The 18,626-nt window shown below is 58.5% G+C and carries 12 protein-coding genes and 1 tRNA gene; 12 read left to right on the top strand and 1 reads right to left on the bottom strand.

Annotation, left to right across the window (positions count from 1 at the left end; translation table 11 throughout):
• The first annotated feature begins 180 nt into the window (after positions 1–180).
• The 12 genes from FHR22_RS21055 to FHR22_RS22585 all read left to right on the top strand — a co-directional run bounded on the left by FHR22_RS21055 (position 181) and on the right by FHR22_RS22585 (position 17,851).
• Positions 181–1,389, top strand: a complete 1,209-nt coding sequence (locus tag FHR22_RS21055) for a GNAT family N-acetyltransferase (RefSeq protein WP_166946000.1) — start codon at positions 181–183, stop codon at positions 1,387–1,389.
• Positions 1,386–2,252 (top strand): cupin-like domain-containing protein, encoded by an 867-nt coding sequence (locus FHR22_RS21050; protein WP_166945998.1) that lies wholly within the window; start codon positions 1,386–1,388, stop codon positions 2,250–2,252. Before FHR22_RS21055 ends, FHR22_RS21050 begins: the two co-directional genes overlap by 4 nt.
• Before the next feature lie 72 nt (positions 2,253–2,324).
• On the top strand, positions 2,325–2,543 hold the full coding sequence (gene infA / locus FHR22_RS21045) for a translation initiation factor IF-1 (protein ID WP_010162480.1): 219 nt from the start codon (positions 2,325–2,327) through the stop codon (positions 2,541–2,543).
• Positions 2,544–2,569: 26 nt separating this feature from the next.
• Positions 2,570–3,142, top strand: coding sequence for a Maf family protein (locus FHR22_RS21040; RefSeq protein ID WP_166945996.1), 573 nt, complete (start codon positions 2,570–2,572; stop codon positions 3,140–3,142).
• A complete protein-coding gene (locus tag FHR22_RS21035) occupies positions 3,135–4,127 on the top strand; it encodes a ribonuclease E/G family protein (RefSeq protein WP_166945994.1) in 993 nt (330 codons plus the stop codon). The genes FHR22_RS21040 and FHR22_RS21035 overlap by 8 nt, the downstream gene beginning before the upstream one ends.
• The gene (locus FHR22_RS21030; RefSeq protein ID WP_166945992.1) at positions 4,117–4,311 is read left to right on the top strand and encodes a DNA gyrase inhibitor YacG; all 195 of its coding nucleotides are present in this window, start codon (positions 4,117–4,119) and stop codon (positions 4,309–4,311) included. Before FHR22_RS21035 ends, FHR22_RS21030 begins: the two co-directional genes overlap by 11 nt.
• Before the next feature lie 94 nt (positions 4,312–4,405).
• Positions 4,406–4,481: transfer RNA gene (locus FHR22_RS21025), tRNA-Phe, on the top strand.
• Positions 4,482–4,692: 211 nt separating this feature from the next.
• On the top strand, positions 4,693–5,970 hold the full coding sequence (locus tag FHR22_RS21020; protein ID WP_243853929.1) for a tyrosine-type recombinase/integrase: 1,278 nt from the start codon (positions 4,693–4,695) through the stop codon (positions 5,968–5,970).
• A gap of 231 nt (positions 5,971–6,201) precedes the next feature.
• A complete protein-coding gene (locus FHR22_RS21015; RefSeq protein ID WP_341787121.1) occupies positions 6,202–8,520 on the top strand; it encodes a type I secretion system permease/ATPase in 2,319 nt (772 codons plus the stop codon).
• On the top strand, positions 8,517–9,986 hold the full coding sequence (locus FHR22_RS21010) for an HlyD family type I secretion periplasmic adaptor subunit (protein WP_166945988.1): 1,470 nt from the start codon (positions 8,517–8,519) through the stop codon (positions 9,984–9,986). Before FHR22_RS21015 ends, FHR22_RS21010 begins: the two co-directional genes overlap by 4 nt.
• Before the next feature lie 293 nt (positions 9,987–10,279).
• Complete coding sequence (locus FHR22_RS21005) at positions 10,280–11,347, top strand: hypothetical protein (RefSeq protein WP_166945986.1); 1,068 nt, start codon at positions 10,280–10,282, stop codon at positions 11,345–11,347.
• A gap of 33 nt (positions 11,348–11,380) precedes the next feature.
• Positions 11,381–17,851, top strand: a complete 6,471-nt coding sequence (locus FHR22_RS22585) for a calcium-binding protein (protein WP_166945984.1) — start codon at positions 11,381–11,383, stop codon at positions 17,849–17,851.
• Positions 17,852–18,126: 275 nt separating this feature from the next.
• Here the strand turns inward: FHR22_RS22585 and FHR22_RS20995 are convergent, their stop codons facing one another.
• Entirely contained in the window at positions 18,127–18,585 is a 459-nt protein-coding gene (locus FHR22_RS20995; RefSeq protein WP_166945983.1) for a hypothetical protein, read from the bottom strand.
• Positions 18,586–18,626 lie beyond the last annotated feature (41 nt).

Here is an 18,626-nt window from a genome sequence, read left to right as displayed (position 1 = left end):
GCGAGCAAGAGGAAGAGCGCCGCCTTCGGCGGCTACCCACCCCCAGCCCCTCCCTAAAAGGGAGGGGAGAAGAACGTCCGCTTCCGGCCGAAAGCGGACATGCCGATTCCGATCCGAACCGGGAAAGACCGATCGAAATTGCCACCCATCCTTAACGCTTCGCTGCTAGGCTCGCTGACGATGACGGTCCATCCCGCCTTTCCGATCAACGGCGTTGCCGTACCCGCCGAGGCGGCGCCGCTGACGGTGCGCATCGTCGATCCGCTCGCGCTGTCGCCGCCGCTGGCCGCGGCGTGGGACCGGTTGGCGGACGAGGCGAGCGAGCCCAATCCCTTTGCCGAGCGCTGGTGCCTGCAATCGGCGCTCCACCTGCTCGACCCCGACCGCCAGGCGCGGCTGGTGCTGGTGCGCGACGGCAGCGACGGTCCGGTGATCGGCGTGATGCCGCTCGCGCCCGCCGCGCTCTATGGCCGTTTGCCGTTGCGCCACGTCGGGGGCTGGGCGCACCCGAATCATTTCCTTGGGCTGCCGCTGGTCCGGGCGGGTTTCGAAAGCCTGTTCTGGTCGATCCTGCTCGGCTGGTGCGATGCCGCGCCATGGGCGAAGACGCTGGTCCATGTCCCGCGACTGACCGAGGACGGCCCGCTGCACCGCGCGCTCGTCGATGTCGCGCGCGTGCGCGGCGGCGAGCCCGAGGTCGTCCACCGCGAAGAGCGCGCGCTGCTCGAAAGCGACCTGTCGCCCGAGGCCTATTGGGAAGGCGCGGTGCGCGGCAAGAAACGCAAGGAACTGCGGCGGCAGGCGAACCGGCTCGCCGAACTGGGCCAGGTCTCCTTTCGCCGCTGGCAGGCGGACGAAGCGCTCGATCCGTGGATCGACGCCTTCCTCGATCTCGAAGCGCGCGGCTGGAAAGGGCGCGCCGGTTCGGCGCTCGCCAGCCACAGTGATACCGAAGCCTGGTTCCGCGCGATCATCGCGGGCGCGGCGGCGGCAGGAAAGCTCGACCTGCGCGCGCTCGACCTCGACGATCGTCCGCTCGCGATGCTCGTCAACTTCCTCTGCCCGCCGGGCGGCTTTTCGTTCAAGACCGCGTTCGACGAAGATTATGCGCGCTTCTCGCCCGGCGTGTTGCTCCAGCAGGCGAACCTTGATCTGCTCGAGGACAGCCGCATCGCGTGGGTCGACAGCTGCGCCGCGCCCGGGCATCCGATGATCGACAGCGTGTGGCGCGAACGCCGCCGCCTGATCTGGGTCAATGTCCCGCTGTCGGGCGCGGCCGACCGGATACGCTTCAAGCTGCTTGCGAAAGCCGAACGATATTGGCGGCGCTGGAAAACGGCGGCACCCGCCGCCGTGACGACCACCGACGAAGTACAGGACCCCGCATGACCATGCATCAACCGATCGCCCGCACCGTCTTTTCGCCCGAAACGCTGGAGCGGATGGCGGCGCTGTATCCGTTGCAGGCGGGGCTGCTCCATCACCGGCTGCCCGATCATCCGCTGTTGTCGCTCGAAGCGCTCGCGGCGCTTGGCGAAAGCCTGGCGGCGGGGCAGGTCGAATATAATCCCGGCGACGTGCCGATCGGCATCCTGCCTGAAGACGTGCCGTCGAACGGCCTGTCGATCGGCGAGACGATCCGCACCATCGACACCAATAAAAGCTGGGCGGTGCTCAAGAATATCGAGAGCGAAGCGGCGTATCGCACCTTGCTGATGGATCTGCTCGGTGAGCTCAAGCATGTTGTCGAACCGCAAACCGGCGCGATGCTGACGCCGCAGGGTTTTATCTTCATCTCGTCGCCCGGATCGATCACGCCGTTTCATTTCGATCCCGAGCATAATATCCTGCTGCAGCTGCGCGGCACCAAGGTGATGAACGTCTGGCCCGCGGGCGACGAGCGGTTCGCGCACCGCCGCGAGCATGAGCGCTATCACACCGGCGGTCACCGCAACCTGCCGTGGGAGGAAGGCTATCGCGAGGGCGCGCAGCAGGTGCCGCTCGGCCCCGGCGATGCGGTGCTGATGCCGGTGATGGCGCCGCATTTCGTCGCCAATGGCGATGCGCCGTCGATCTCGCTGTCGATCACCTGGCGCAGCGAATGGAGCTATCGCGAATCCGAAGCGCATGCCGCCAATGCCGCGCTGCGCCGCATGGGGCTCGACCCCGCGATGCCGCCGCGCTGGCCGAGCTATGCGTGGATGAAGACCGTGGGTTGGCGGGTCGCCCGGCGGCTGCGGATCGTCGCGTGACAGATTGCTTCCCATCGGCGCGATTTGGGGCTATGGGCGCCCATCCTTGTATTTCGAGCCCATAGAGGACTGATGGCGAAAGAAGAACTTCTGGAAATGCGCGGCCAGGTGGTCGAACTGCTGCCCAACGCGATGTTTCGCGTCAAACTGGAAAATGACCACGAGATTCTGGGCCACACAGCCGGCAAGATGCGCAAGAACCGCATCCGCGTGCTGGTGGGCGACGAAGTGCTCGTCGAGCTCACCCCTTATGACCTGACCAAGGGTCGGATCACCTATCGCTTCAAGTGAGCGGCGCGGCGACACCTTCCGCGTCCATGCCCGTGCTTGTTCTTGCTTCGACATCGCCGCGCCGGCGCGAATTGCTGGCGCGGATCGGCGTGATTCCGGCGCGCATCGCATCGCCCGACATCGACGAGACGCCGCTGAAGGCTGAACTGCCGCGCGATTATGTCGCGCGGCTCGCCAAGGGCAAGGCGCTCGCGGTCGCGCGCGCGGCGGACGAGGTCGTGCTTGCCGGCGACACCACCGTCGCGGTCGGGCGCCGCATCCTCGAAAAACCGGTCGACGAGGCCGACCTTCGCCGCATGCTCGCGCTGCTGTCGGGGCGGCGCCATCATGTCTATTCGGGGCTCTGCGTCGTCGGCACCGACGGCCAGGCGCGGGTGCGCGTCGTCGATACGGTCGTCGTCTTCAAGGTGCTGAGCGCCGCCGAGATCGACTGGTATGTCGCCAGCGGCGAAGGCATGGGCAAGGCGGGCGGTTATGCGATCCAGGGCCGCGCCGAAACCTTCGTCCGCTTCCTGTCGGGCAGCCACTCGAACGTCGTCGGCCTGCCGATGTTCGAGACGGGCAATTTGCTGGCGAGTGCGGGAATAAAGCTTGGCTGAGTGGCTTTACGAAGCCGGGATCGGCGAGGCGCGCGCGGCGCTGGTCGAGGATGGCGAGATCGTCGAAGCGCGGGTCGAACGCGACGGCGAAGGGCCGCGCGTCGGCGCGATCGTCGCCGCAAGGCTGGTCGAAGCGGGCCGGGGCGGAAAGGGCGCGCTTGTCGCGCTCGACTGGCCGGGTGAGCCGCAGGCGACGCTGGCCGATCTGCCGCCTGCAACCTCGACCGGCGCGCGGCTGGTCGTCGAAATCACCCGCATGGCGCTCAGCGAGCGCGGCCGCGACAAGCCCGCGCGCGCGCGCATGGCGGCAGCGGGAGCGGAGGTGGCGGACGGACCGGATTTGCGAGCCCGCATTATGACGAGCGGCCTTCCGGTTATCGAATTGCGGCCGACCGAAGCCGACCGGCTCGAAGCGGCCGGCTGGTCCGAACTGATCGATTGCGTCCGCGCGGGGCACTGGCCGTTTCCGGGCGGGGCGCTGTGGGTCGACGCGACGCCGGCGATGGTGCTGATCGACATCGATGGCGAGGGCGACGCGCTGGTGCTCGCCAGGGCGGGCGCGCAGGCGGCGGCGGCGGTGATTCGCCGCTGCGGCATCGGCGGGTCGATCGGGATCGACTTTCCGTCGCTGCGCGACCGCGCGGGACGGCAGGCGGTCGATGCGCTGATCGATGCGCTGCTGCCGCCGCCGTTCGAGCGCACCGCGGTCAACGGCTTCGGATTGATGCAGATCATCCGCCGGCGGGTCCGGCCCTCGTTGATCGAGCAGGTCCGGCTCGACCCGGTGGCGACCGATGCAGCGCAATTGCTCCGGCAGGCCGAACGGTCGGCGGGGACTGGCGTGCTGACGCTGACCGCGCGCCCGGCGGTGATCGACCGGATCGCGGCGAACCCGGCATGGATCGATGCGTTGCAGATGCGGACCGGACGGCGCGTCGAACTCGCCGCCGATCCGGCGATGAAAGGAACCGGCCATGCCCAGTAAAACCGCCGCCCGGCGCCAGAACTGCCCGTTGTGCGGCAAGCCTCGCGCCGCGGAATATAAGCCATTTTGCAGCCGCGGCTGTCGTGACCGCGACCTTCTCGCCTGGTTCGGCGAAGGCTATCGCGTGCCGGTCGATCAGCCGCCAGACGGCACCGCCGACGACGATCGTTTCGACGAAGGCTGACCAGCGAAACAGGGGGCACAAAGCCTCTGGACAGGATCGAAAGCCCTGCCTATAGCCGCCGCTCGCAGCGCGGCCGACCGGCCGCAGCGGCCTTGCCCGGGTAGCTCAGTTGGTAGAGCATGCGACTGAAAATCGCAGTGTCGGCGGTTCGATCCCGTCCCCGGGCACCATAATTTTATAATAAAAACAGCTACTTACCTCAGGGCTCGCTCTATTATTGAGTTGGGGCTAGGCTAGCACAGTGCTAGCACGCAGTTTTTCACCCTTTCAGCTAGATCAATGCGTTAACCGTCTGCGGCCTATGCCGGGAGGGGGTGTTCTAGCACATTTCAAGCACAGCCAGCGCAGTCCGCAAACTGGCCTACGCTATGATTTCGGGGCATGTTGAGCATGGAAATGAGCCGGATAGCCGGGAAAAAACCTTACGCTATATTTCAGAGGACAGGCAGCACCGTCTGGTGGGTGCGTTTCAGCATCCGTGGCGAAGGCCAAATCAGGAAGTCGCTGGGAACAGCGGACGAAGGGGAGGCGCAGCGCAAGGCAGCAAAGCTTTGGCACGAAGCGCAATATCGCAAAGAGAATGGCCTTCGTGCCGTGCAGCGAACATTCCGCGCGGTTGCCGAAGAATTCTGCGATCATATGGATCGCATGGCTGAGCGTGGAGAAGTCCGACACGATCGCGGTGACAGGATCAGGCCGCTGGTCGAACGCTACTTCATTCCCTTTTTTGATAAAAAGCCCATAGACGCGATCACGGACGCGGACGCGCACCGCTATCTCGAATGGCGCAAAACATTCTGGACCACTGGCCCCGGCAAGAATCAAACTCATATTGAATATATTCGCGCTGCAAAGCGCGTGAGACGACCGGCTACGGAAATGCGCCGTGTTCCCAGCCTGAGTAGCCAGCGGGGTGAAGCGGTCGTGCTACGACAGCTTTTCCGGCAGGCCGCAAAATGGGGCTATATCAATCAAAGCCAGATACCCGATGTCGATACGCCGCGCGTGCCGCCTTCACCCCGGCCCAGCTATTCTGCCAAGGAGATCGAGACGCTTCGCAAGCTGGCCCAAACCCGGATGTTCGATCCTGACATCAACCGCGAAGTTCGGCGCGATCGGTCAATCCTCTATGCTTATGTCACCATCGCGGCCAATACTGGGATGCGACCTACCGAGTTGAAGAACCTCAACTGGGGTGATGTGCTGCAATATCGGGATAGCGTTGAAAAGCCGCTGGTCGAGCGCGACATTCGTATCCGCGCACGCGGTAAAGGCAAGGCGCGTGAGTTCGTACCACATCTCGGTGCCATCGCCGGGTTCGACATGCTTTGGATGTTGTGGAAAACCCATAACGACAATAGCATACCGTTGGACACCGATCCGGTTTTTGCGGCACCTGATGGGCGACGGTTGACCTCGCTCAACAACAGCCTGAACGCGCTGCTGGAAGCCGCCAATCTTAAGACGGACCATCGCGGGAAGAAGCGGGATGCATACAGCTTCCGACACTTCTATATTTCCCAACAGCTACGCGCTGGGGTCGATGTCTTTGCCCTTGCCCGCAATACGGGCACTAGCCCCGACATGATCGACAAATTCTATGGTCAGGTCGATGTTGAGCAATTCAAGGACGCATTGCGCCCCGATTGGATTGCATAGCTCGAAAACTCTCTGCAGGGCCGTAGAAGAGGTTGTCTTCGCTCGGCGGCCTAGGCACGTCTCAGGTTGTATCGGATGTCTGTGGCCCCTTGCAGGGGCAAAAATGTTTAGCGGCTAAACTTTCAACCTGACGTTGAAGCGCTGCCCCATTGGCGTTTGATCCGACAGCATTAGTGCATTGATCGGGCGTCAGGCTCCGAATCACCAGGTGGCGGCGTCCATTATCGGTAGGTGTGCGACTTTTTTGACAGGCGATTGCAACCGATTTGGTTTTATTATCAATGGATTTCGGAGTTGTACATATGGCTGCGTAAACTAATAGTCGTCCGAAATACTAAAATAAAATCAGGAAGATCTTCCCGCCAAATGTCCCACGCCTTCGACCCATCCTCATCTGATGGTCTAAATGAAGGAGCCTCTGGTCAGATCGAAGGATCGCTGGCCTGCTTCGTCTTGCTGGCGAAATTCTTGGGCATCTCGGCCGATCCAGCCCAGATTCTGCACGACCGCGGAAGAGGTAACGATTCCTTCGATCTGGAAGATCTGGCACGCGTTGCCAAGCGGATTGGCCTCACTGCCCGCGTGCGGAAAACTTCGGCACCGGACTTCGCGAAATTACCGCTGCCAGCATTAGCGGAGACGATTGATGGCGATGCTGTAATCCTGCTGAAGATCGAAGATGCCAGCCTGAACCCGCGCTATTTGGTCCAGCGTGGTGACGCTGAACGCTCTGAAATTTGGAGCCATGGCGAGACGGCCGAGCGTTTTTCGGGCCGTTTCCTGCTGATGACGAGCCGCGAGAAAATGGTCGGCGAGGCCCGGCCGTTTGACATCGCGTGGTTCATTCCTGCGCTCGTCCGTTATCGCGGGCCGCTGCGCGACGTGCTGATCGCCTCTTTCTTCCTCCAGTTGATGGGGCTGGTCTCGCCGATCTTCTTCCAGCTGGTGATCGACAAGGTGCTTGTCCACCAATCGATGACGACGCTTGATGTGCTGGCATTCGGTCTTGCCACGGTGCTCATTTTCGAAACATTGATGTCGGGACTGCGCAACTGGCTGTTTGCGCACACCACCAATCGCGTCGATAGCGAGCTGTCGGCGCGGATGTTCCGGCATCTGCTCAACCTGCCGCTTTCCTATTTCGAAGCGCGGCGGGTCGGCGACAGCGTTGCACGGGTGCGCGAACTCGAACGCATCCGTGAATTTCTGACCTCGAACGCGGTCACCGTCGTTATCGATCTGTTTTTCACGATCGTGTTTTTCGCGGTCATGTATTTCTACTCGCCGCTGCTAACGCTGATCGTGCTGCTCTCGATCCCATGCTACATATTGATCTCGGTGCTCATCTCGCCCAGCCTACGCATCAAGCTCGAAGAAAAATTCCAGCGTGGCGCCGAAAATCAGTCCTTTCTGGTCGAGAGCGTGACCGGCATCGGCACGCTAAAAGCCATGGCGGTCGAACCGCAAATGCGCGACCGCTGGGAAAAACTGTTCGCTGGCTACACCAATATTGGCTTTGACGTGGCAAAGCTCGCCAACTGGGGCAGTCACCTAATCCAGCTTGCGTCGAAACTGACGACGGTCGCGATCCTCTATTTCGGGGCCAAGGCGGTGATCGCGGGCGACCTGACCGTCGGGGCGCTGGTGGCCTTCAACATGTTGTCGGGACGCGTCGCGGCGCCGATCCTGCGCCTTTCTCAGCTGTGGCAGGATTTCCAGCAGGTGCGCATTTCAGTTGAGCGGCTGGGCGATGTGCTCAATGCCCCTGCCGAACCGGAATATAATCCCAACCGCGCCAGTCTCCCGCCGATTGCGGGCGCGATACGGTTCGACAAGGTGCGCTTTCGCTATCGCGCCGACGCGCCCGAGGCGCTGCGCGGCGTAAGCCTCGACGTTGCAGCGGGCGAAATGCTCGGGATCGTCGGCCCGTCGGGGTCGGGAAAGTCGACGCTGACCAAGCTCGTCCAGCGGCTCTATGTGCCCGAACAGGGGCGCGTGCTTGTCGATGGTGTAGATCTGGCGCTGGTCGATCCGCCGTGGCTGCGGCGTCAGGTCGGCGTGGTGCTTCAGGAAAATATCCTGTTCAACCGTACGGTACGCGAGAATATCGCGCTCGGTGATCCAACGCGGCCGATGGATGCGGTGATAGGGGCGGCGAAGCTCGCGGGCGCCCATGAGTTCATCCTTGAACTCAACCATGGGTATGACACGGTGATCGACGAACGCGGCGGCAATCTGTCGGGTGGGCAGCGCCAGCGCATGGCGATCGCCCGGGCGCTGATCAACGACCCGCGCATCCTGATCCTCGACGAGGCGACCTCGGCGCTTGATGCCGAGAGCGAGGAGATCATCCAGCATAACCTCGCGCGCATCGCGAAAGGCCGGACGGTGATCATCATCGCGCATCGCCTGTCCGCCGTGCGTCAATGCCACCGCATCATCACCGTCGAAGCCGGCGAGGTCACAGAGACCGGTAGTCACGCCGAGCTTCTCCGTGCCGGTGGCCGCTATGCGCAGCTCCATGCCAAGCAAATGGGCGGCACATCATGAGTTGGCGCGAACGCCTGTCACAGCGTTTTCCGGCCATGGCACGGCATCTGTCGATCTTGCGTGAAAGCTGGCAACGGCAGAATGAGGCCGATCGACGAGCAAAGCCGCGCAGCGACCATGAATTCCTGCCCGCGGCGCTGGAGATCATGGAAAAGCCTCCGAGTCCGGGACTGCGTTGGCTGATGCTATCACTCTGCGGGTTGCTCGTCGTTGCGCTCATCTGGTCGGTCATTGGGCGCGTGGATGTCGTCGCTACCGCGAGCGGCAAGGTGGTCCCGGCAGGCAACGTCAAGCAAATCCAGCCGATCGAGATCGGCTATGTCCACGCGATCCATGTGAAGAACGGCCAGCATGTCGAAGCGGGGCAATTACTTGTCGAGCTAGACGCCACGCTCGTCGGCGCCGAGGCCGAACAGGCGAGCAAGGGTCTACTCGGCGCGGAGATCGATGCCGCGCGCAATGCGGCGCTGCTGGGCCATCTCGATGGCAGATCATCGCGTTTCGCCACGCCTGCTGGTACATCGCCTGATATCGTCGCGACCCAGTCGCAATATGTGCGCTCAGCAATCGCCGAATATGAGGGCGAGCGCGCGAGCCTGGTGCAGCAGCGCGCGGAAAATGCCGCCGAACTGGCAAGCGTTGAGGCGGAGATTACAAAGCTTGAACAGACGCTGCCGATCGTGGAGCAGCAGCTCGCGGCCCGCCGCGAGCTTTCCGACAAGGGCTATTTCTCGAAAATCCGTCTGCTCGAATATGAGCAGCTCAAGATCGAGCACGTCCAGAATATCGCGGTTCAGCGGGCGTCCGCCACTCGGGCCCGTGCGACGATCGCCAATGTTGATGCGCAACTCGCGCGTCTGCGCGGCAGTTTTGGCAAGGCAGCGGCGATCGAACTCGCTGAGAGCCAGCAGAAGTCGGGCCTGGCCCGCGAGGAAGTGACCAAGTGGAAGCGTCGACAAGCCTATATGCAGCTTCGCGCCCCGGTCTCAGGCACGGTCCAGCAGCTCTCGATCGCAACCCTCGGTGGAATCGTGGAGCCTGCGCAGACGCTCATGATCGTCGTGCCCGACAATGTGGCCCCAGTTGTCGAGGCTCGCATCCAGAACAAGGACATCGGGTTCGTCCGTGAAGGTCAGGCCGTGCGCGTCAAGCTCGAAGCCTTCCCTTTTACCGACTATGGCATCGTGCCGGGTGTCGTTGAAAGCATCAGTCGCGACGCCATCGATACAACTGAACCGGGCGCGACGGACCAGCGGGATCGCAATGGCCGCGTCGTCCAGCCGGGGCTGATCTATACGACACGCATTCGCCTCCTCAAAAACAACATTCGCATCGGAGGGCGCTATCAATCGATTGGACCAGGCCTTGCTGTACAGGCAGAAATAAAGACCGGCGATCGTCGGGTCATCCAGTACCTGCTCTCTCCGATTACCCAAACGATCGATGAAGCGGCCCACGAGCGATAGAAGGACGGCGGGATCGATTTCGAGTTATCATATTCAAGCGACTCGAAAAACCTTACCTGTGACTCGTTTTCACTACGGTCCCGGCAATGTTATGTTCGACCAGTGATGCGGGTAAAACTCTGGCCCATTATTGAGCAGAAACGTGAAAGTCCGCATTCTGGATCAATTTGTCATTGATTTTATAGTAAAATGCGGAGCATATTTTGCGAACGCAGGGCGTGCTATTTCGTGGTTGGGAGGCGATATGTCCGGACCGGGTAAGGAAGCATCCAAATGCTGAACAAGGAGGGGGCATGCATTGCGACCGCAAGAATCGCAGGATTCATTTAATCAGGCTGATGGCAGCCTGCATATTATTTGGCGGGCCTCTCCCGGCTGGTGCGCATATGAATGAAGGCGGCGTCGCAAAAAGCTCTTCTGCGGGTGTGCTCTCGGCCGAAACACGGCGCGATATCGAAGAGTTTTTGACGGCTCAGCTTCGGACGAAGAAGATAAGCCCGGACTTAGGGTCTATCATCCTCGCGCGTATTGATGCCCTTGCGTCAGGTTGGCCGGTTCCGGAGCCGGACAAGCAGCCGCGAACTACCGCTTATCCTTCAGTTGGTCAGCAAATTGAATGGCAATCGGGTCTAGACGATATTGCCATCGATTTCCGGCATAGATTTCCGACAGGCTTCAAGCCTAAACCCAATCACATCGTTATGGAAGATGAGCCGCGCCAACGTCCTAGCCAAGATGAAATCCTCTGGTTCGCACCCATAGCGATTATCGAGGCGCAAGGTGCGCTAAGCGAAGAGCTCAAAGCGAAAAAATTGACGCCGAGAGGTCGAGGAAAAGGATCTCAACCCTTGTCTCGGAAACATCTGGGAACTTACGCGTCTCCGGTTCGAATCGCTCTGACCGGGATCGCCGTCGTTGATGAGGCGATCCCATCGGTCCTGACCGACATACAAGCGAAGCATCGCGACCTCAAACTCGATCAAAAGAGTTTCCCATCGGCCGTCGCCGAAGCGAACCTCATAATTCCCGAAGAGCGGTATGGAGGGGATGCCGTGGCGCACGTTATCTATTGCATCCGGGACGGCAATTGCCGTTCATTAGCGGAACTGGCTAGGCCCAATGCTTTGGAAAATGAGAGAATTCCGGAGAATGAAAGCCGAGATTTTCTCGAAAATATTTATTTTACAAATCCCTACGGTGCCCACCGAGCTAGCAGGGCGCTTGTCCGCCTGAATGAAGATGGTTCGATTGCCGAGGCCTATTGCTCACTTGATGACATCGGGTTCGATGCAAGCAAACGCTCGTTACGATCAGGTGGAGAAATTCTTAAAAAATGCCTCGAGGCGGCAATTGGATATTAACTATCATCGATTTTATTGTGTAGGGGTGCTGACATGCCGGTGATCAATGGAATTGAATTCTGGATTTCTGACGATTTTGTCAAAAGCACGTCTGCTCCAAATAGCCCAAGCACCCCCTGGATCGTCAATGGTAATGACTATTCTGATCTTTATGCTATAGTCTCTACGCTAAATGACCTATTTTTACAACCAAACATAAGAGACTATCTCGATGGCCTCCCGCCAAAAATATATATTACTAAAGACGACTACAAGGTTTCGGATTGGTCTAGAAATGCTGCATGGCTTCCCAATAGCGCTGTTACAATAAGCGCGAGTACAGAGTTTTATTCTGATCTACCAAAAGTGACCTATGTCGATCCTGATGGCTCTGGTCCCGCTGGGCCGGTTGAGCAGGTCGATAACGGAGCCAGGGCGCCGCTCAATACAACAGGTAGTCGGGGACATATCGACATTGCCCCCGATGTCCTAAGCAATCCGAGTCAGGTTTTTAAATTCAACAAAATCGACGGTAGCGATGAATGGGCTGATTTCCGGCGCGTCTTGTTTCATGAACTGGCACATGGTCAGACGCGAGTCGTAAATACTACAAATTGGCGCGTAGGATCCTCTAATTTTATTGTTCCGGAAGCCTTGGCGATTGACGCCGAGAATCTAGTTTATCGCCGCGCTTTTGGGGGCGCCGTGCGCGTTGGTCATATCGATGTCTTTTCTTCCAGCTCGAACGACCCAACGGCCTCTTTTAAAAATGCAGACGGGATTTCATTCTCGACAGGTGCTTACGGCAGCGGCTCCAATGAAGCCGCGATAATTAAGCAAGAAGTAGGGAATGATGCGATCGAAAAAATTTACGGAGAGGCGGCGTTTTCAATCTCAACCGATTCCACCTACGCAGTCGGAAACTACATTCTAATAAAAGCGACCGACGGCGACGGAGGTACGGACGGCATTTTGACCGCGGGCGGCGTGCCGACAGACCTCCTTTCGACCGTGCTCAATGGTATCGCGCACGATGGTATCATATCGAGCAACATACTCTCAAGCATGGGCGATCAAATTGATGGTCTGAATGACCTGGGTGATGAGTTGAAAAATACTCTTCACCCGAGCTTATACCGACTTCAAGAGTTTGCTGGCCTATTCAGCAACGTAAAATACAATGAAGTATTGACCGCTATCGGTTTCTCAGCCGAGCGTAGTTTGTCAGACTCAGATTGGACCGGTCCATACGAAGGCACGAGCACGGCAAAGGAGCTTTTCATCGAAGCAGTAGACGGGCCTTCGCTGCTTATCGGCGCATCCGGTACTAATAAAGTCAATGTCAATTTCGACAATCGCACCGACTATCTGCGCGGCAGTGACTCAAATGATGTGCTGATTGCGGGCACAGGCAGCCGGAGTGAGAAATATAATGTTTTGGAGGGAAAAGCCGGTGACGATATTCTCGTCGGCCGTAATAAAGATGATAAGTTGCTCGGCGGCGAGGGTAATGATATCCTCTTTTTATCGCTTGGCGACGATATCGTTGATGGCGGTCCAGCCGGAAGTACATCGGACACCGATACGGTCATCGTAGATGACGGTTTGGGAGCGATCACTGTTGATCTTAAAGTGAAAGAAGATGGCGGTTCGGCTGTCAGTTTTGGCGGCTCCAAGTCAATAATTAAAAACATCGACGTTTACGTTGGGAACGCATCTAGGACGACGTTTAAGGGCAATGCAGAAGGCACGGTCTTCATTAGTGGATCCGGGGGCGGGGATTTCTACCTTCTTGCCGGAGATCAAGGCATTGGTCGTTCTGGGGCCCAAGATAATTTCTATCTGGATGCGACCGTGCCCGCCGAATTTTCTAGTTGGACCTCGGCCCAAAAAATCTCTTACCTAGAAACCAACAAGGTATACATTGGAAACTTTGGTCCGGAAGACAAGATTTATATCAAGAAGAGTGGGACCTACGTCCTCTTCAACGGCAACCGGATAGATTCCGAGTACAGACGAATTACTGATGCCACATGGGACCGCAATGCTGATATGCCTGCCTTCATCACGACCATGTCGGGCGACAGCAGCTACGGCACTACCTATGCCAACCCTACGTTTGAGGTTGCAGGAACGAATGGGGCTGGGAAGCCTTTCGGCGGCACCAGATATCAGGATGGCGAGATTCGCGATGTCGGTTTCAACGAAATCGAACCGGGCCTGGCCATGTTCGGTTTCTCGTCCCGGAGCATTACGGCTTTGCCGGGAGATAGCTCGTACATGTGGGGAGGCATAGGGAGCTACGAAGTCAATCCGCTGTCGGAAAGCGATGAGCAGCTTACTGTCGTCATTTCCGGCTTCAATAATGGTGATGCCGGCATCACGTTCGAAAATAGCGACGGTAATGGCGGCATTTCCGGCCCGATGCCAGGTAGCGAGGATCTCGATCGTTACTTTAGTGGTCCGCAGGAGCTGAATGGATCAGCAGATCCTGATGAGCTCCAGGGCGGGTGGGCAAATGATACGCTCCATGGAAACGACGGAGATGACTATCTCGTAGGCGGCCCGGGAGACGATCTGCTTGACGGCGGCGCGGGCGACGATTTTCTTTTTGGCAATGAGGGCAACGACACGCTCATCGGTGGCACGGGGAGTGATCGGATCTATGGAGGCGACGGTGACGACGTATTGACGGGCGGCGACGGTGACGATCATCTGTACGGCCAGAATGGAGGCGATACGATCGACGGCGGCGACGGGACCGATGTCGCGTATCTTTCTGCGTCAATCTATTCCTCGCTCATCTATCGCAAACTCGATGGAACGGTCGTCGTGGAAAATTACTACGACCCGGCCAATGTTCAGACAATCACCAACGTCGAAACCCTGTCCTTTGATGGCGACCTCGTAAATGTTGCCGATTTGCCGATGGGCACTGGCGGTAACGATGTTTTGACTGGATCGTCTGACCGCTCAGACCTTCTAGACGGCGGTGCTGGCGACGACACAATGGCGGGCGGCGACTTCAACGATGTCTATGTTGTCGATGCCGTCGGGGATGTCGTGATTGAGAATGCGAATGAAGGCACGGATACGGTCCGGACCACTCTTGCGACCTATTCGCTCGGCAGCAATATCGAAGGACTGGTCTTCACTGGCGCGGGAGCATTTGTCGGCACGGGTAACGAACTCAACAACCAAATCACTGGCGGGGCAGGCAACGATACGCTCTCCGGAGGCGATGGCGACGACCGATTTTCGGTAATAGGCGGTACCGATACCGTTGATGGTGGTGACGGTGAAGATGTTGTTGTGCTCTCGGGCACGTTCGAGGACTACACTTATTCCATTGATGGTCTTGGCGTCACGACAATCACTGACGGGGCCAATTCGGTGCAGTTGACGAATGTAGAGCAAGTTGAATTCAAGGGCGGAGGGGGTTTTTCGGTTTCGGATCTTCTGACTGTGTTTGTGACTGGCACGGCTTCGAACGATATCATTGAAGGCGATAGTTCTCCCAACACCATTCGCGGTCTTGGAGGAGATGACAGTCTCCGCGGCGGCGCGGGTGGTGATGTTATCGACGGCGGTGATGGACAGGATACGGCTTATTTTTCCGGCAATTCGGATGACTATGAAATCTATCAGCACCCCGCAGATGGTTTGCTCGTGCGCGACCGGACGGGATCGGATGGCGCGGATTGGCTGACAAACGTCGAAATGCTCCATTTCGATGGCGATAATGTCACGATCAATGTTTCAGCGATCGCTCCTGTCGGCACCGACGGCGATGATCTGATTTACGGATCAGCGAGAAACGATCGCCTTTACGGATTCGGAGGCAACGACTTCATGACCGGCGCCGATGGCGACGACAACCTTGAGGGCGGCGCTGGTGATGACACGCTCGATAGCGGCAGCGGCGATGATTTGCTTTATGGCGGCGTCGGCGACGATACCAATATCCTTGGCACCGGCGATGATTTTGCCTGGGACGTTTCTGGAAACGATAGCTACATCTACGAACTGGGCGACGGCACCGACCGCATCCGTGATGATGGCGGCACTGATGCAATCATTCTCGGATCGGCTATCACGCCTGGCGATGTGACATTCTCGGTAGATGGCGAAGATATTCTCATCAACTTTGCCAGCGGCGGCAGCTTGACCATCGAGAACGGCTTGGTTGAAGGAAGCGAGATCGAGGAAATCCGGTTCGGCGACAGCACAGTCTGGAATCCGGTCCTTCGGTTGCAGACGCCCACATCTGGAAACGACAACCTCATTGGCACCATTTCTGCTGACACCATTTCAGGTGGTGCCGGTAACGATATGATCGAAGGCCGGCAAGGCAACGACACGCTCTCCGGTGATTCTGGTGACGATATCCTGTCGGGCGGCGCTGGCGACGATAGCTATTTGTTCGCACTCGGCGATGGCACGGATGTAATCCAGGACGCCAGCAGCAACTATAACTACGGAGACGGCGGTAACGACACGTTGATTTTCGGCTCGGGCATCGCGCCGATCGACGTGCAGGTCACCATGGTGGATAACAGCGATCTTGTGCTCACTATTGCCGGGGCCGGTGGTCAGGTAACGCTTAAGAACTCGGTTCTATGGGCATCAGACAGCATCGAGACCGTTCAGTTTTCGGACACGACGGTCTGGACCCATGCCGACCTTATGAGCAAGGCGCTTGCAGCGACGTCCGGGGACGACGCTCTCTATGGCAGCTTCGCGGCAGATACCATTTCGGGTGGCGCGGGGAATGATTATATCAATGCGCGCGAGGGCGACGACATTCTCACAGGCGGCCTCGGAAATGACAACATCACCGGCGGGGCCGGCAACGACAGCTACTACTTCAATCTAGGTGACGGGCAGGATTACATCAGCGATTATACTAACGACGTTGCGACTAGCCTCGACAAGATCGTGTTCGGGGCTGGGATCCTCCCCGCAGACATTATTGTCGCCCAGGCCGACAGTGGCTGGGATCTCGTTCTTTCGATCGCCGGAACCTCGGACAAGATCACGATCAACGATGCCGCGTTCGCGACCGGCTACCGTATCGAAGAAATCCATTTTGCCGACAGTACCGTCTGGACGCACGGTGATTTGATGGCGAGAGCCTATGGCCCCCGATCGACCGGCGATACATATTGGGGAACGTCGGCGGCTGACACCATTTCGGGCGGTGCTGGGAACGACATGATCATCGCGCCTGACGGCAATGATACACTCACAGGCGGCGCAGGGAACGACCTGTTTACGGTTTCCGGCGATGGAGGCCATGAGTTTTTCTTTGGCGTGGGTGATGGCAATGATACGCTGACGAATCCGGGATCAGGCTATTCCCGCACAGACAATCTACAGCTAGTCGACCTTGATCCGAGCGACATCAGCTTGCTCAGAAATGGCGATCAGCTTCAGGTCAAAATCATCAGTACGGGCGAAACTTTCAGCGTTACCTATCAGTTCTGGGGTGGCGGGCAGGACTATGGGCTCGGGCAAATTTCTTTTGCGGATGAGACTATTTGGAACCGTTCGGAAATCGGACGAAATGCCTTGATGTTGGGTACGGCCGGAGCCGATAACATCACCTTGCCATCCTTGGCTTTCCGCGTGAGGCCTGGCGGAGGCAATGATAGCCTTTCGGTGCAAGGGACCGGGTCGGGCATAATTGAATTTTCGAAAGGCGATGGTCACGACCTATTGGACAATCCCGGCTCGAACTACGTCCGCGATGATACACTGCTCCTGAGAGATATTCTCCCAACTGAAGTATCACTGTTGCGAGAAGGTAACAGCTTAACGGTCACGGTGGATGGCACGGGCGATACGTTCAAGGTAAAGTACCAATTCTGGACAAGTGTTTCAGAGCCGACGCCGCATTATGGCATCAACAAAATCGAATTCGCTGACGGGACGATATGGGATCGCGCTTTTCTAACTGATGAGAGCGCAGGAAGTAGTGCGCGAAGCACTGCAACCAGTTTCTTAATGTCTGAGAACGGTGGAACCGCCATTGAAGGGACGCCAGAGATCGGCGAGGTCGCGGTCGTCAACAACGATAGCCATACGCATAGTGGTGGAACTGCAAAGGAGTTCGTTGACACGGTGCTGGCAGTCCCATCGGCGCCGCCTGCCAATATTTCGGTACGCGATTTGTGGCTTGAAAAATATGGTTCCTCCGCCCCCAAGATTGGCGATGGTTTTTGGGATGGCCTACGTTCGACGAGGTCTGACGCGCTCAATTATTCCGGCGATGAAAGAGGATATATCCGCGAATCGCCGCGTGTTGACACCCATGAACGCTGGTCGGGTGCAAGAACATCCATCCGCGATGTTCTCGATTTTGCCAAGCCATCCTCTCAGCCTGCTCAGACGATGCCGGGTCCGATAGATCGGCAACTTGCCATTATGATCCAGAACATGGGTGCTTTCGGCGCGCAAGCGGGCGGCGAAGGTCTGGCCAACTGGCAGAGAGACGGCGATCGGCCGATCGATTTCTTTGCTTAACGACATTTGTAGCGCTTTCAGGATTTTGCAATTTTCGCCGAAACTCGAATTGAGCAGCGCAGCTGACGTTTTCATCTTGGCGGCAGATCGCTCGCAGACGTCGATGGTTTCGCGGTTATCATGCCGCATTTCCACGGCGTTGGCGATTGCCTGCCAAGCTCTCGGACGGCCCGCGCGCTTGAACAGCGTGCCGGTATGTCCAACCATCTTCGCTCGTAGAGCGAAGATGGTCATTGAGGCGGGCGATGGTCGCCCGCCTCGTTGCCTCGCACGTTTCAGGCATTGGCCTTCTTGGCCTTCGGCTTGAAGTTGGCCTTGCGCTCGGCGATCGCCGTGGTGAGCTGGGGATCGAGTTCGCCCGCATTGATCGCCTCAATGATCGAGCCGATGATGTCGGGCAGTTCGTCGAGGTTCTGGACCTCCACCGCGTTCATGCCCTTCGCAAATTCCAGCGGCTTGCTGCCGTAGCGAAGCTGGAAGAACGTCTTGCCGCTGGCGTCGGTGAACCAGCCCTTACGGACCGTGCGCGGCGCATCGACGCGAATCTTTTCGCCCTCGACATTGGTGCGCGTAACTTTCTTGGTTGCGGTAAAGGTTGTCCCGGCGATTTCGGCTTCGGCAAGAGCCTTCTGCTCTTCGAGATAACGCAGAAGCTTCACACGGAAGCCATGCTGCGAGGTGCTGGGATTGATCGGGCTGGCAGCGGTAAGCTTGAGGGACTTGAGGATCGACATTGGCATCTCCTTGTTCTGTTTCGGACAAGGCGAGCGATAAT

The sequence above is a fragment of the Sphingopyxis panaciterrae genome (assembly GCF_011762125.1).
In the GTDB taxonomy this organism is placed as follows: Bacteria; Pseudomonadota; Alphaproteobacteria; order Sphingomonadales; family Sphingomonadaceae; genus Sphingopyxis; species Sphingopyxis panaciterrae.
The sequence above is the reverse complement of the archived record's forward strand: the minus strand, read 5'-3'. Positions and strand labels throughout refer to the sequence as shown.

What these genes read in the sequence shown, in the direction of transcription:
- FHR22_RS21030 (WP_166945992.1), top strand. Translation starts at nt 4,117, where the DNA reads ATGCCCAGTAAAACCGCCGCCCGGCGCCAGAACTGCCCGTTGTGCGGC.
- FHR22_RS21055 (WP_166946000.1), top strand. Translation starts at nt 181, where the DNA reads ATGACGGTCCATCCCGCCTTTCCGATCAACGGCGTTGCCGTACCCGCC.
- FHR22_RS21010 (WP_166945988.1), top strand. Translation starts at nt 8,517, where the DNA reads ATGAGTTGGCGCGAACGCCTGTCACAGCGTTTTCCGGCCATGGCACGG.
- FHR22_RS21005 (WP_166945986.1), top strand. Translation starts at nt 10,280, where the DNA reads ATGCATTGCGACCGCAAGAATCGCAGGATTCATTTAATCAGGCTGATG.
- FHR22_RS21020 (WP_243853929.1), top strand. Translation starts at nt 4,693, where the DNA reads ATGTTGAGCATGGAAATGAGCCGGATAGCCGGGAAAAAACCTTACGCT.
- FHR22_RS20995 (WP_166945983.1), bottom strand. Translation starts at nt 18,585, where the DNA reads ATGTCGATCCTCAAGTCCCTCAAGCTTACCGCTGCCAGCCCGATCAAT.
- FHR22_RS21050 (WP_166945998.1), top strand. Translation starts at nt 1,386, where the DNA reads ATGACCATGCATCAACCGATCGCCCGCACCGTCTTTTCGCCCGAAACG.
- FHR22_RS21040 (WP_166945996.1), top strand. Translation starts at nt 2,570, where the DNA reads ATGCCCGTGCTTGTTCTTGCTTCGACATCGCCGCGCCGGCGCGAATTG.
- FHR22_RS22585 (WP_166945984.1), top strand. Translation starts at nt 11,381, where the DNA reads ATGCCGGTGATCAATGGAATTGAATTCTGGATTTCTGACGATTTTGTC.
- infA (WP_010162480.1), top strand. Translation starts at nt 2,325, where the DNA reads ATGGCGAAAGAAGAACTTCTGGAAATGCGCGGCCAGGTGGTCGAACTG.